Source organism: Arthrobacter sp. Ld5, from assembly GCF_051172775.1.
Taxonomy (GTDB): Bacteria; Actinomycetota; Actinomycetes; order Actinomycetales; family Micrococcaceae; genus Arthrobacter_D.
The window spans coordinates 43,356-57,043 of record NZ_JBPKBO010000006.1; the positions used below are offsets into that span (position 1 = coordinate 43,356).

The window sequence follows — 13,688 nt, forward strand, 5'->3', positions numbered from 1 at the left end:
TTAGGAGGCGTCCAGCGCCTCCCGGGACCGCGCCTCGGCCGCTTCCTGGGCCATCATGGAGCGATCGCGGCGGGCCTTCGTGGGCCACGTGAGGACGAGCGTGAGGATCGTCGCCGCCAGGACGAGGACGGCGACTGCCAGGGCGGAATCCGTCCAGAACTGCTCGGGGAACAGCCGGATCAGGGTGTCGTCCAGGCGGAAGGTCCAGGTGCCGTCGGCGAAGAACAGGGCGTGGACCTGGGTGAAGAACGCCTGCCACGCGAGGACCGCCAGGACGGTCAGGACGGCGATGCCGACGAGCGTCAGCACAGCCCCGGAGAACAGCGCCCGCCGGATCCCGCCCTTGTAGTGCCGCGCGAGATAGAGACAGGCCAGGACGGACAGGAAGAGGAGCACGAGGGCGATGAAGAAGGACAGCCCGAGCACGCCCTTCACGTCGGCCATGTGACCGACCTCCGACTCGAGGAACAGCGACTCGCCCTCGGGCGTCACCAGATCCCCGAGATACCGCGGCGGCGCGAAGTTCAGCACGTAGTCGAGCGCGTACGAGCCGTACGTCATCCGGTCCTCCAGCGAGAACCCGAACTGGTCCGCGGGGAACCCGGGCCGGTGGTACTCCAGCCACAGGAACGACGACGTCGCGACCGCCCGGACCGCGGCCGCGACCACGACCACCGGGAAGAAGAGCGCGACGACGACCTGCAGGAACCGCGGGAGCACGGGCTTCGCGGCCGCGGCCTGATCCCGGGCCGCAGCACGGCGGGCGGCCTCGCGGTCCGGCCCGCGCAGGGAGGCAGCGGCTGTGTCCCTGGACGGTCCGGCGGCAGGCGACGCATGGCTTCCGCTGCCCGACGGGCCGGCACCCGACGACGAGGGTGCCGCGATCGCCGCGGCGGCCGAGGCACCCGATCCCTCGGCCACACCCTGCTCAGGGCCTCGTCCGGCATCGTCGGGCTGATCGGCGTCGTCCGGCCGACCGGCGTCGTCGGGTTGAACGGCGTCTGCCGACGGCCCGTCGTCCTCGGGCCGGGCTACGTCGTCCGGCCGCTCCGTGTCGTCGGGCTCGTCCCGCTCGTCCCGCTCGTCCCGCTCGTCCCGCCGATCGGCGTCGTCCCGCTCCTCGACGTCGTCGAACTCGTCAACGGAGGACGCATCCACGGAGGACGCGTCCACGGAGGAGTCACCCGGGATCTGCCCGTCGTCCGCGCGCTCGTCCGGGATCTCCGGGAGGCTGGCCGCCCTCCGCATGGGGATGTGATCCTGCGGAACCAGGGGCGGGGCCGACGCGGGCTCCCCCGCGTGATCCGGGACGGCCCCGGACGTTCCCGGGTCCGGCCCGATCGCAGCCGCATCGTCGCCCGACCCCTCCGCGCGGGATGCGCCGGACGCGCTCGGACGGGTGCTGTCGGTCTCTGCCACTGCGATGTCTCCTTGATGGGTGCGGCCGGTGCCTGCATCCGGCGTCTTTCGACACTACCGGGCATTCGGGTGCCCCGTTGGGAGGCTCCCCGCACGCCCGCCGGCCGCGGGTCAGGCGCCGCCGCGGGTAAGGCGCCGACCGCGGGTCAGGCGCCGGCACCGGGTCAGGCCGTGAGGACGGCGTCTCCCCGGTCGACGGCGGCGAGGTCGCCCCGGTGCCCGGCGGCGACCGCGCGCCGGCCGAGGATCAGGGTGTACGCCCAGTACGCGGCGAAGACCAGGAACCCGATGCCGATGCGCAGCCACGGCGGCAGCCCGCTCGGCGTCACGAAACCCTCGACGAGCCCCGAGACGAGCAGCACGAGCACCAGCCCGAGCGCGACCGTGATCAGCGCGCGGCCCTCCTCGGCGAGCGCTGCGGCGCGCGGCCTGCGGCCCGGGGCAACCCAGGCCCAGAAGATGCGCAGCCCCGCCGCGGTGGCGATGAAGATGGCGGTCAGCTCCATGAAACCGTGGGGCAGGATGTAGATGAAGAAGGTGTCCAGACGGTCGTAGGACGCCATCGTGCCGGCCGCCATGCCCAGGCCCTGGGCGTTCTGGTACAGGATGAACACGGGCCAGATGCCGGTGACGCCGAACGCGACGGCCTGCAGGGCGATCCACGCGTTGTTCGTCCACACGAGGCCGGCGAAGGAGGCGGCCGGATTCTCCGAGTAGTAGTCGACGAAGTCCTCCTCGACGTAGCGCCGGAGATCCTCGTCCGGGCCGAGCGCCTGGATCACGCCGGGCGTGCCCACCCAGGAGGCGTAGAGCCAGGCCACCGCGAGGAAGAGCACCCCCACCACCGCCGTGAGCCACCGGATCCGGTAGAACGCAGCGGGCAGGGAGAACACGAAGAACTGCGCGATGTCCTCCATGGTGTTGGATCGCGCCCCGGTGAACCGCGTCCGCGCCCGCGAGAGGCGCGTGGACAGCGCACCGGACAGCGCGCTCTCGGGATCCACGGACCGGATGATCGACAGGTGCGTGGAGACGCGCTGGTACAGCACCAGCAGCTCGTCCGACTCCGCACCGTCCAGCCTCCGCCGGCCCACGAGGTCGTCCAGGCGTTGCCAGTCGCTGCGGTGCACGGCGATGAATGCGTCCACGTCCATGGCCCCACCCTATAGTTCCGCCGTCGTCCCGGCTCGTCGCCGGGCATCGACACCACGACGGCGCTACGCTGCTGGGAGGAAGCACGGACCACGAGGACCCGTCATCGGTCGGCAGGGAGACAGTCATGAGTTCGGTCGTCACCGGCGAGGCGGTGGTCCTCGAACTGAAACCGGCCGGATTCGCCGCCCGCGGCCTCAGCGTCCTCATCGACATCATCGCCCAGATCGCCCTCGCGATCCTCGTGCTGCTGCTGATCGGAAACCTCTTCGGCGGCGTGTTCGACGACGCGTTCACGAGGGCCCTCGGCCTGGTCACCGTCGTGCTGCTCCTGCTCGTGCTCCCGGTGACGGTGGAAACCCTGACCCGCGGGAAGTCGCTCGGCCGCCTCGTCATGGGGTTGCGGATCGTGCGCGACGACGGCGGCGCGATCCGCTTCCGTCACGCCTTCATCCGGGGCATGCTCGCGATCCTCGAGATCTACATGCTCGTGGGCTCGCTCGCGTTCATCGTCTCGCTGTTCAACGAACGCTCGAAGCGTCTCGGCGACCTGCTGGCGGGGACGTACGCGATGCGGGAGCGGGTCGTCGCCAGGCCCCGGGCCGTCCTCGCGATGCCGCCCCGCCTCGAGTCCTGGGCGGCCACCGCGGACATCGGGCGCCTGCCCGACGGCCTCGCCCGGCGGATGTCGCAGTTCCTGGCGCAGGCTCCGCGCCTCACGCCGTCGGCCCGCGCCGCGCTCTCCAGGGACCTCGCGACCGAGGCGGGCCACCACGTCTTCCCGGGTCCCCCGGCGGACACCCACCCGGAGGAGTTCCTGCACGCCGTCATCGCCGTGCGGAGGGACCGCGACCACGCCGCGATGATGCGCCAGCGTGAGCGGACGGAGGCGACGGCGAAGCGGGTCCACACCCTGCCGTTCGGTCAGGGCTGACCGACCCACTCGTCCCACGGCACGTTCCAGTCGCCGAATCCGTCCTCCACGTACATGGGGCCGTAGTCCGTGTTCAGGATCTGCACCACGTCGCCCGGGCCGAAGGTGTTGTAGAAGTACTCGGCGCCCTCCGGGGACATCCCGACGCAGCCGTGCGAGACGTTGACCTCCCCGAGGGCCACCTGCGCGGCCGGCAGCGCCTCGTGGACGAAGGCGCCGCCCTTGCTCAGCCGGCTCGCATGGTTCACGACCGTCGGAGGGTAGTAGGCGGGGTCGCCGGGCTTCAGGCCGATGGACTCGGCGGTGAAGCGGGTGCTCTCGTAGTGCTCCATCACCACCATGTAGCCCTCGGTGGAGGGCCACTCCTCGGTGCCGAGGGTCACCGGGAAGGTGCGGTCGAGCTTCCCGTCGAGGTACACCTCCATGGTCTTGGTGGCGTTGTCCACCACGGCCAGGCGCGTGCCGTGCGTCCGGACGGTCCAGGTCGTGTCACCGTTGCCGATCATGCCGTTGCCGAAATCGACGCCGAAGAGCCTGGACTCGACCGTGATGGTGCTGTTCGGGGCCCAGAACGTCTGGGGCCGGTACCGCGCCCTGGTGTCCGAGATCCAGTAGAACGCACCGGGCTGACCGCTCGTGCTGGTCACGGTGATGGCCTTCTCCACGGCGTCCCGGTTGGTCACCGGCTCGCTGAAGGTGAACTCGAGCGGCTGTCCCGTGCCCACGGTCGCGCCGTCCAGCGGGAACATCGCCGCGTCGGCCTCGTTCGCGGGTTCCACCGTGCGGAACGTGGAGGTGCCGCGGTGGGACTGCCCGGCGGAGTCGCGGACGGTGTAGGAGAACTCGTACTCGGTGTTGAAGGCGAGGCGGTCCGTGGCGGTCCAGCCCGTGCCGTCCTCGGACAGGGTGCCGGCCACGGGCGCTCCGCCGGCCCGCGGGACGAGGTCGACGGCGTCGAGCGTCGCACCCACGACCTTCACCGCGGCCGGGACGGCGGGGTTGACCGAGAAGGCGCCGTCCGTGGGCGTCAGGCCGACGGTGTACTCGCCGGCCCGGGCACCGGCCGGGGTGGGGGCCGCCGACGGGGGCGCCGAGGAAGAGGGGGCGGCGGCAGAGGGTGCGGACGACGACGAGGGCTCCGGGTCGCCCCACGGTGATGCCGTCGCGATGCCCACGCCGCCGCCCACGGCGACGACCGCCGCCGCGCCGATGGCCGCGATCTTCCAGCCCTTCCGGCCCGCTGCCGCCCTGCCCGATCCCTGCTTCATACGTCCAGCCCCTCCACGTTCTCAGTCTGGAAGCGACTGTACGGGACGGGACACCCCTGGCCGCGCAGGCCGCATGCGGTGTCCGGGCCGGCGGGGGCGGCAGCCGTCCGGACGGTTCGGCCGAGGCCTAGTAGCGGTACTGCTCCGACTTGTACGGACCGGCGACGTCGATGTCGAGGTACTCGGCCTGCCCCTTGGTCAGTTCCGTGAGCTCGACGCCGAGGGCGTCGAGGTGCAGGCGGGCGACCTTCTCGTCGAGGACCTTCGGGAGGACGTACACCTCGTTCTCGTACTCGCGGTTGCCTTCGGCGTCGTCCTGCCCGAACTTCGTGTACAGCTCGATCTGGGCGATCGTCTGGTTGGCGAAGGAGTTGCTCATGACGAAGGAGGGGTGACCCGTCGCATTGCCGAGGTTCAGCAGGCGCCCCTCGGACAGCATGATGATGGAGTGCTGCTCCACGCCGGTGGCCTCGTCGGCGGGGATGACCCACTCGTGGACCTGCGGCTTGATCTCGATCCTCTCGACGCCGGGGATGCGTCCCAGGCCCGCGATGTCGATCTCGTTGTCGAAGTGGCCGATGTTGCCCACGATGGCCTGGTGCTTCATGCCCGCCATGTGGCGGGCCAGGATGACGTCCTTGTTGCCGGTGGTCGTGATGAAGAGGTCGCCCTGCGCGAGGACCGACTCGAGCTTCGCGACCTGGTAGCCGTCCATCGCGGCCTGCAGGGCGCAGATGGGGTCGATCTCCGTGACGATCACGCGCGCACCCTGGCCGCGCAGGGCTTCGGCCGCGCCCTTGCCGACGTCGCCGTACCCGCACACGACCGCGACCTTGCCGCCGATGAGCACGTCCGTGGCGCGGTTCAGGCCGTCGGGCAGTGAGTGGCGGATGCCGTACTTGTTGTCGAACTTGGACTTGGTGACGGAGTCGTTGACGTTGATCGCGGGGAACAGGAGCTTGCCCTGGGCGGCCAGCTGGTAGAGGCGGTGCACGCCCGTGGTCGTCTCCTCGGTGACGCCCCTGATGCCGGCGGCGATCGTCGTCCACTTCTGCGGCTCGGAGCCGATCGTGGAGCGGAGGGTGTCGAGGAACACGGTGTACTCGTGCGAGTAGTCGGCGTCGCCCTCCTGCGGGTTCGCGGGGACCGCGCCGAGCGCCTCGAACTCGGCGCCCTTGTGCACCAGCATGGTGGCGTCTCCGCCGTCGTCGAGGATCATGTTCGGGCCGAGGCCGTCGGCCTGGCCCGGCCAGGTGAGGATCTGGGTGGCGGTCCACCAGTAGTCCTCGAGGGACTCGTTCTTCCACGCGAACACGGGCACGCCGGCGGGCTCCTCGACGGTGCCGGTGCCGACGACGACGGCGGCGGCGGCCTCGTCCTGGGTGGAGAAGATGTTGCAGGACGCCCAGCGCACCTCGGCGCCGAGGGAGGTCAGCGTCTCGATGAGGACCGCCGTCTGCACCGTCATGTGCAGGGACCCGGCGATCCGCGCTCCGGCGAGGGGCTGGGAATCGGCGAACTCGCGGCGCAGCGCCATGAGGCCGGGCATCTCGTGCTCGGCCAGGCGGATCTGGTGACGGCCGGCCTCGGCGAGGGAGAGGTCGGCAACTTTGTAGTCGAAGGTCATGGTGTCCTGGTCCTTGAAGGGTCGGAAGATCGGGGGGAACGGCGGGTCAGGCGCGTGCGCCGCCGTCGAGGGGTTCGCGGCGGAGCAGCACGGGGATGCCCTCGTCGATCGTGTAGGTCGGCGGCGTGCCGTCGCGGCCCGGCGAGGAGGCCGTGAGGACGTCGTCCTCCTGGACGAGCGCCGACCCGGTGACGGGGCAGCGGAGGACGTCGAGCAATCGGGAGGGGAGGTTCGCCACGGGAGCACTTTCGCTCGGAAGGGATCGGGATTCTGACCCCGAGTCTACCGCGGGCGCCTTCTCCGGCCTCAATCAGGAGCGGCCGGCATCCGGTCAGGGCTCGGGCAGGATCCGCAGATGGCCGCGCCGGGGACCGCTGACGCCGACCGGCGGTTCCATGGGGGTCCTGGCCCCGCGGGGTCCGGCCGGCGGGGCTTCCACGGTGGGTTCGGCGGCGGCTTCCCGGACGGCGTCGGCCAGGGCCAGGAGGTCGTCGGAGTTGTGCTCCGGCGGGGCGTCGGGGAGTGTCAGGCGAACCACCTCCCAGCCGCGCGGCACGGTGAGGCGTTCCGCGTGGATCGCGCAGAGATCGTAGGTGTGGGGCTCGGCGTAGGTCGCGAGGGGGCCCAGGACCGCCGTCGAATCCGCGTAGACGTAGGTCAGCGTGGCCACGGCCCGCCGGGGGCAGCCTGATCTGGAGCATTGACGGAGTGATCCCACGCTGCCCAACCCTACCGGGGATCGGCCCGGGAGGCCGCCGTGACCCGCCCCGAACGGCGCGGGGTGTCACCGCGCAGCGCGGATGCGAACCCACCGCCGCGGGAGTGCGTGCGGGGCGGTGGAAGGCTTAGAGTCGTTCCATGCAGGATGCTCCCACACTCTCGGTGAACCTGACCGATCCGGCGGCCGCGGAAGAGCGTCCGGCGCGGTCGTTCTACGAGCGCCGACGCAATCGCCGGGGGCGCGGCATGCGCGGCGATCTGCTCCCGCAGTACCTGCCCGGCGCGCGGTCGCGGTCGGAGCAGTTCGACGACTGGGTGATGGAGTCGGCTCAGCGGCTCGAACGCCTCTGGGGCGAACGCATCCAGGACGTCCAGATCGTGGTGCAGGAGATCCCGGACGGCCTCGAGGAGATGACCCCCGAATCCCTGCAGGGGCTCCTGGGGGCCTGCTCCCCCGCCTCGCCGCACCGGCCTGCTGTGATCACCATCTTCCGGCACCCCGTGCTTATGGCCGCGCGGAACGTCCTGTCCGTCAACGAGCTCGTGCACGACGTCGTCGTCGAACAGGCCGCCGAGCTCATGGGGCTGGCCCCCGAGGCCGTCGATCCCGCGTACGGGCGCTCCCAGGCCTGACCCGGCGCGCCCCGCCCTAGTACCCGAGCTCCACCGGGATGCTCTGCGGGGCCGCGGCGGCCGCCGGGATGCCCGTCACGGAGATCCCCGTCCTCTTCCCGGGCAGCGTGCTGACCTGCGCGCCGTACACCGGGTCCCCGGTCGCGTCGACGAGCACCGCGACGGGCGAGCGGCCGAGGGACGACGACGGCACCGTGACGGACGTGCCTCCCGCGATGCCGATCACCACGGGCTCGCCCAGCGCGCCGTCGGCCAGGACGGGCGTGAGGGTGATCTCTCCCCTGCCGCTCGGCGCGCCGAGGACCAGGGCGGTGTCCACGCCCTCGGCGAGTGCCACCACGTGATCGCTGCCCAGGCGGACGGCCGCCGGGGCACCCGCGAGGTCCACCGGGTCTCCCCTGCCGGTCCCGCGCGTGACGCGCGCGGCGGCGACCACCGAGACGTCGGAGGTGACGGCCGCGGTGTAGGTCCCCTCCGGCAGCGCGTCCAGGGGGATGCTGGTGACGGCACCGCCCGCCGCCCTCACCACTCCGCCGCCGGGCAGGTCCACCTCCCCGTCGGACCCGAACACCCGGACGTCGAGCACGGCGTCGCTCGTGCCGGGGACGAGCACCTGCAGCGCCGGCGCTGCGGTGCCGTACCCCTCCTGCTCGCGGATGCGGCGCGCCGTTGCCGCGTCCTGGACGACGACGCCGGGCACCACCTGGGTCAGGCCCGCCGGAGCACCCGGTGACAGGAGGTCCACGCCGCCGGGCGTCAGGCCGCGCAGGACACTCTGCTGGATGACCCCGCTCACGCGTCCGCGCTCGCTGCGCACGTGCACGGCCACCTGCTCCTGGTCGCCGGCGAGGGCGGCGAGGACGATCCGGCGCGTCTCGCCGGGCGCCACCAGCTGGTCGCGGGTCCCGGGCGCCTCGATGGGGCCGTCCGGCCCGTGGAGCTCGAGCGACACGGAGGCGGCCGTGCCGGTGGGATTGGTCAGGGTCAGGTAGGAGGACTGCCCCACGGTTGTCGTGGCGCCCAGGAGCCAGAGCTCGCTCGAGGGCACCTGGCAGGCCGTGGCCGCGAGCCCGCGGAGGTCCCCGTCGGCGGCGGTGTAGGTGGTGGTCGCGGCGGCCGCCGGGGTGAGCCCGCCCTGCGACTGCGCGCGCAGGACGGACGGCGCCTCGACGGCGACACCCCGGGCGACCCCCGCGGTCCGGTCCGTCAGACCGTCCTCGCCGCTGCTGGCGGGGTCCTCCGAGGTGAGTGAGGACCGGGAAGCGAACTCGCGGATCAGGGCCAGGGGCTCGTCCCCGCCGACGGGCAGCAGCCCGCTCCCGGTGACGGTGGCGCCGAGGTCGCTGAGCACCACACCGGAGACCGTGGCCCTCGCGCTGGCCGACGCCGGGCCGAACTCGGGGTCCGCCCCGTCCCCGGCCGATGCGATCAGCCGGGGCGGCGCAGGGCACACTGCGGCGTAGTCCCCGGCGGGGACCGCGGCGGCCGGGATCTCGACGTCGGCGGCCGGGCCGTCCGGCAGCGCGGCGGTCAGGCCTCCGGAGGCGATCGCCGCCGTCGCCCCGAGGAGGACGACGCCGGCCGCCGCGCCGAGGGCGGTCCCCAGGCGCGTGGGGCGTCGGACCCCGGCGGCCCGGTCACGGGCGACGGCGCGCGCGGCGACGGCCGTGTCCGCCACCCCGGCAGTGCCTGCCGTCTCCGGGGCCTGCCGCTCCGACCCGTCCCGGAGCGGGGTGCCCTTCGCCGTCCGACCGGTCTTCCGTCGCGGGCTCACCCGACACTCCTTCCGCTGGACACCGGCTGCGGGCGGGCACCGTCCGGAGCCCGGTCGACCGGGTCGTCGGCCGGGGCCGACGTCGCCTCGCCGGAGGGACGCCGGACCGCCTGCCGCGGTGCGCCCCCGGTCGGTCGCGCCACCGCGGGCCGGGACGGGACGGGAAGGGCGAGGAGCAGGGTCAGTCCGAGGACGACGGCCTGCAGCGCTTCGGACCAGGGCTGGTAGGGGCTGGTGTAGGAGACCTCCACCGCGCCGCCGGCGGCGGGCAGCGCGAAGGCCTGCCGCCACCCGTCGGACACCGGCTCGAGCCTCCGGCCGTCGAGGACGGCGTGCCACCCGGGGTCCGCCTCCTCGGCCAGGACGAGTCGCCGGTCCCCGCCGCCGGCAGGAACCGTGCCGGCGGCCTCCACGTCGGACGACGGGAGGATGCTCTCGGTCCGGCCCTCGGCGTCGAGGACGCGCACCCGGGCGGTGAGGTCGCCGGGACCGGACGCGGACGGGGCGACGCGCCAGAGGCGCCCCGCCTCGGTGTCCCCGACGGCGGTGAGTCCGGGCACGGAGTCGATGCGGCCGCTGACGAAGTCCCCTGCGGCCTCGGACTGCCGGAGGACGACGAAGCCGACGCCGAGGTCGCGCAGGTCGCCGCTCGGATCCGCGCCCGTGGCGCCGACGATCACGGCGACGCTCGTGCGGAGGAGCCTCGCGGACTCCCCGTCCTCCCGCAGCGTCACCTCCCCGCCACCCTGCAGCGTGCGGGCGGCGGAGAGCGGGTTGAGCGCGTCGAGGGTCGTCCCCGCGGCGCGCGCCAGGGCGGCACGGACGTCGCCGTCGTCGTCGACCGTGAGAACGAGGGTCCGGGTCCGGTCGGGGCCCGTGCCCCGGTCCGCCGCCGTCGCGGGCAGCGGCCGCGCGGCCACGGGGTCCAGGCGGATCGCCGTGCCGAAATCCGTGGTGCCGGCGTCCGCGGCACCCTCCCCGGCGAGCCGTTCCCCGGCCGGGGTGCCGCGGAGAACCGCCGGGTCGGCGACCGCGGCGGGAGGGCCGGTGACGCCGGGGGCGAGCCACAGGGCGAGGCTCAGCAGCGGGCCGGCGGCGAGCGCCAGGCCCGCGACGGTCCGGAGGAGCTGCCGCCCGGCGCGGACCGGCGGCGCGGGGAGGCCGGGGTCCTGGCGGCCGGGCAGTCCCGCGAGGGCGGCGGCGAGCAGGCACAGGGTGACGGCGGAGACGAGCGGTCCGGGGAACACGCCGACCAGGGCGGTGCCGTCCACCGCCACGGGGAATCGCGGGGCCACCGTGCCGAGGGCCAGCGCCAGGACGGCCATCAGCCAGAACGCGCGCACGAGGGTGCCGCGCCGGAAGAGCGCGATGGCGGCGAGGGCGATCACGGGCCCACCGATGACGATCGCGGCGACGAGCGACCACGGGCCCGCACCGAGGAGACCCGCTGCCGCGGGCGGCAGCATCGGGTCGAACCGCACCGGGAATCCGAGGAGCTGCTGCCAGGGTGCGGCCGGGTCGAAGGCGAGCGGGACTCCCGGATCACCGAGGACGCCGCGGGGGTGCGGGAGGGCCGAGAGGAGGTACGGCAGGTACAGCGCGACGACGGGCAGCAGGGTCCACCACAGCGGGCGCGTCCGTCTGCCACCGACGATCAGCGCGAGGATCAGCCCTGCCGCGGCGAAGGCGCCGAGGGAGGGTGCCGACGCCGCGATGACGGCGAGGACGAGCCCGGCGGCTGCGCCGGCGGTCCAGCTGCGGGTCCCGCCGACCCCGGGCCGCAGGATGCCCTCCGGCAGCGTACGGGCGCCCACCGCGCCGCCGACCGCCCGGACAACTCCCAGCAGGGCCAGGGGAAGGAGGACGTGGGCGAGCAGCGCGCCGAGGCGGCCCTGCCCGAGCGCGACCTGCAGCGCGGGTGCCGCTCCCCAGAAGACCGCGGCCCAGAGGCGCAGCGCGCGGGACCGCGTCAGCGCCCCGGCGGCGGACCACGCGGTCAGGCCGGCCAGGGGCAGCGCACAGACCACGGCGACGACGACGGCCGTGTTCGCCGCGCCGAGGCCCAGCAGGGAGAGCAGCCACAGGACGGCGGCGAACGGCGAGCCGTGGGCGGGGAACCCGGTCCCGAGGCCCGACCACCACGCCGTCGCGCCGGCCAGGACCGCTCCCGGGGTCCCGGCGACCGGCAGCAGCGACCCGCCCGCCAGCGCCGGCGCACCGACGAGCCGGTGGAGGCCCAGGACGGCGGCCGTGAGCAGCACCCCGACGGCGAGGACCGCACCGGACCCGGACCAGAGCCGCGCCGGGGTGGACAGCGCGGCAAAGTCGTCGTTGCCGTTCCCCGACGGGATGTACTCCCCGCCCGGGTGCAGCGGGTCCTGCCCCGCGGCGGCGCCGCGCGAGGTGAACGCGTCGATGACCGACCGCCGGTGGGACCACACCTCACGGCGGGAGGTGATGAGCGGGCGCACGATCGAGCGCGGGCGGCGCCGGCTCCGGGCGGCGCTGCGGCGGGACCGCCAGAGGTGGAACGGCCGGCCGACACCGGCCAGGCTGCCGAGCAGCTGGCCCGCACCGGAGCCCGGGTCCTTCGCCAGGAGGCAGACGACCAGGCGGACCAGTCCGCCGAGGACGGCGCCGACGGCGAGGAGGGGGACCATCTGCGCGGAGGCGTGCTTGAGCCGGAGGTACACCTCGGCGGCCCGCGCGCCGTGCGGGGTGGAGACCGGGTGCGGCCTGGACCTCGCGTGGCGCAGCACCGCCCGGGGCACCACGACCACCCGGTGGCCGGCGAGCCGGTTCCGCCAGCACAGGTCGACGTCGTCACCCACGCCGTGGAGGGCCGGGTCGAAACCGCCGAGGGCGTCGAACACGTCGCGGCGGATCAGCATGCCCGCGGAGTTGACGGCGAAGACGTCGCTGCGTGCGTCGTACTGCCCCTGGTCGTGCTCGTCGACGTCGATCAGCGTGAGCCGTTCCGCCCACCGGCTGATGGACAGTCCGACGTCCACGAGTTCCCGGCGGTCGTCCCACGCGACCTGCTTGGCCCCGGCCACCGTGACCGAGGGGGCGCGCTCGACGGCGAGGAGCAGCTCGGCGAGTGCCCCGGGTTCGGGGGCGGAGTCGTCATGGAGGAGCCACAGCCAGTCGTGCCCGTCCCCCGTCCCGGAACCGCTGTACGGCGGGATCTCGGCGAGGGCGGTCCGGACGGCGGCACCGAACCCCGCACGCGCCGGAGCGCCGACCACGGGACTGCCGAGCGGCAGCCCGAACTGGAGCAGGGACGCTGAGGTGTCCGTGGACCCGGTGTCGACGCCGACACAGAGATCGGCGGCGCGGCGCTGGCGCCCGAGGGCCTCCAGGGTCTCCGGGAGGTACTCGGCACCGTCGTGGGCTACGACGACGGCGGTGACGCGGAGGTGCTGCTGAATCAGACCGCTCGCTTCCGCAGCCTGCGGCGCTCCCGCTCGGAGAGACCACCCCAGATGCCGAAGCGCTCGTCGTTCTCCAGGGCGTACTCGAGGCACTCGGACTTCACGATGCAGGAGCCGCACACCTTCTTGGCGTCGCGGGTCGAGCCGCCCTTCTCCGGGAAGAAGGCCTCCGGGTCGGTCTGCGCGCACAGGGCGTCCGCCTGCCAGGACAGCTCGCCGTCGTCGTCGACATCGCCCGGCGCGAGGGGCTGCTCGACCCAGGCGGGCCGACCGGCGGGCGCCGGCTGCGGCACGGCGACCTCCTGCACCTCGGGGTCGAGGCCCGGAAGGACGAGGAGGCTGCGGGGGCCGTCGACCTCGGGGAGCAGCGTGAGGGTCTGGTGGACGTTGAGGAAGGCCGTCGCCTGGTCCTCGAGCATGGAACGCGTGCCTTCGCGGTAGAGGTCGCCGGCCAGGGGATCGGCCGGATCGAGGAACCAGTCGGCGGGAACGCCCCGTGAGCCGTAGCGGGCCGAAGCCTGCGCTGCGATATCTGGTCGTTCCTGAGTGCGTTCTGCCTGCCCCATAATCAGCCTTCCCGGTGTCGCCGTTCCGGCATCAGCATGGGTCGACCCTCGCGCCCGCGTGCCGGAACAGATCCGTTGCCCCTAATTACACGGGTGTAACACGAATTTCGTCAAGCGGCGGACGGAACCTTATAGAGTCGGGACTTGACAAACACGAGTGC

At 73.5% G+C, this 13,688-nt stretch carries 11 protein-coding genes; 2 read left to right on the plus strand and 9 right to left on the minus strand.

Translation table 11 applies throughout. The features are described from left to right. Both ACSGDB_RS03820 and ACSGDB_RS03825 read right to left on the minus strand, forming a co-directional pair. Positions 1-1,419, minus strand: a complete 1,419-nt coding sequence (locus ACSGDB_RS03820; RefSeq protein WP_434992986.1) for a TIGR01906 family membrane protein — start codon at positions 1,417-1,419, stop codon at positions 1-3. Positions 1,420-1,583: 164 nt separating this feature from the next. Continuing rightward, on the minus strand, positions 1,584-2,573 hold the full coding sequence (locus ACSGDB_RS03825; RefSeq protein WP_434992988.1) for a stage II sporulation protein M: 990 nt from the start codon (positions 2,571-2,573) through the stop codon (positions 1,584-1,586). Positions 2,574-2,698: 125 nt separating this feature from the next. Between ACSGDB_RS03825 and ACSGDB_RS03830 the strand changes: the two genes are divergently transcribed. Next, entirely contained in the window at positions 2,699-3,505 is an 807-nt protein-coding gene (locus ACSGDB_RS03830) for an RDD family protein (protein WP_434992990.1), read from the plus strand. On the opposite strand, the gene ACSGDB_RS03835 is transcribed toward ACSGDB_RS03830, so the two are convergent. The 4 genes from ACSGDB_RS03835 to ACSGDB_RS03850 form a co-directional block, all read right to left on the minus strand. Then, complete coding sequence (locus ACSGDB_RS03835; RefSeq protein ID WP_434992991.1) at positions 3,496-4,773, minus strand: Ig-like domain-containing protein; 1,278 nt, start codon at positions 4,771-4,773, stop codon at positions 3,496-3,498. The genes ACSGDB_RS03830 and ACSGDB_RS03835 overlap by 10 nt on opposite strands. A gap of 127 nt (positions 4,774-4,900) precedes the next feature. After that, complete coding sequence (ahcY, locus tag ACSGDB_RS03840) at positions 4,901-6,400, minus strand: adenosylhomocysteinase (protein WP_434992992.1); 1,500 nt, start codon at positions 6,398-6,400, stop codon at positions 4,901-4,903. A 46-nt stretch (positions 6,401-6,446) separates the two neighbouring features. Beyond that, positions 6,447-6,638: a hypothetical protein gene (locus ACSGDB_RS03845; protein ID WP_434992994.1), complete on the minus strand. Its 192-nt coding sequence runs from the start codon at positions 6,636-6,638 to the stop codon at positions 6,447-6,449. 93 nt (positions 6,639-6,731) lie between these two features. Continuing rightward, on the minus strand, positions 6,732-7,118 hold the full coding sequence (locus ACSGDB_RS03850; protein ID WP_434992995.1) for a DUF3499 domain-containing protein: 387 nt from the start codon (positions 7,116-7,118) through the stop codon (positions 6,732-6,734). Between the two features lie 140 nt (positions 7,119-7,258). On the opposite strand from ACSGDB_RS03850, the gene ACSGDB_RS03855 reads away from it, so the two are divergent. Then, positions 7,259-7,753 carry a metallopeptidase family protein gene (locus ACSGDB_RS03855; RefSeq protein WP_434992997.1) on the plus strand — a complete coding sequence of 165 codons (495 nt, stop codon included), beginning with the start codon at positions 7,259-7,261 and terminating at the stop codon, positions 7,751-7,753. Positions 7,754-7,769: 16 nt separating this feature from the next. Here the strand turns inward: ACSGDB_RS03855 and ACSGDB_RS03860 are convergent, their stop codons facing one another. From ACSGDB_RS03860 to ACSGDB_RS03870, 3 genes are read right to left on the minus strand one after another with little or no spacing between them, the layout of a single operon-like run. Beyond that, positions 7,770-9,527 carry a DUF5719 family protein gene (locus tag ACSGDB_RS03860; RefSeq protein WP_434992999.1) on the minus strand — a complete coding sequence of 586 codons (1,758 nt, stop codon included), beginning with the start codon at positions 9,525-9,527 and terminating at the stop codon, positions 7,770-7,772. After that, on the minus strand, positions 9,524-13,054 hold the full coding sequence (locus ACSGDB_RS03865) for a glycosyltransferase (protein ID WP_434993000.1): 3,531 nt from the start codon (positions 13,052-13,054) through the stop codon (positions 9,524-9,526). The genes ACSGDB_RS03860 and ACSGDB_RS03865 overlap by 4 nt, the downstream gene beginning before the upstream one ends. Next, positions 12,958-13,527 (minus strand): WhiB family transcriptional regulator, encoded by a 570-nt coding sequence (locus ACSGDB_RS03870; RefSeq protein ID WP_434993001.1) that lies wholly within the window; start codon positions 13,525-13,527, stop codon positions 12,958-12,960. Before ACSGDB_RS03870 ends, ACSGDB_RS03865 begins: the two co-directional genes overlap by 97 nt. Positions 13,528-13,688: the final 161 nt, after the last annotated feature.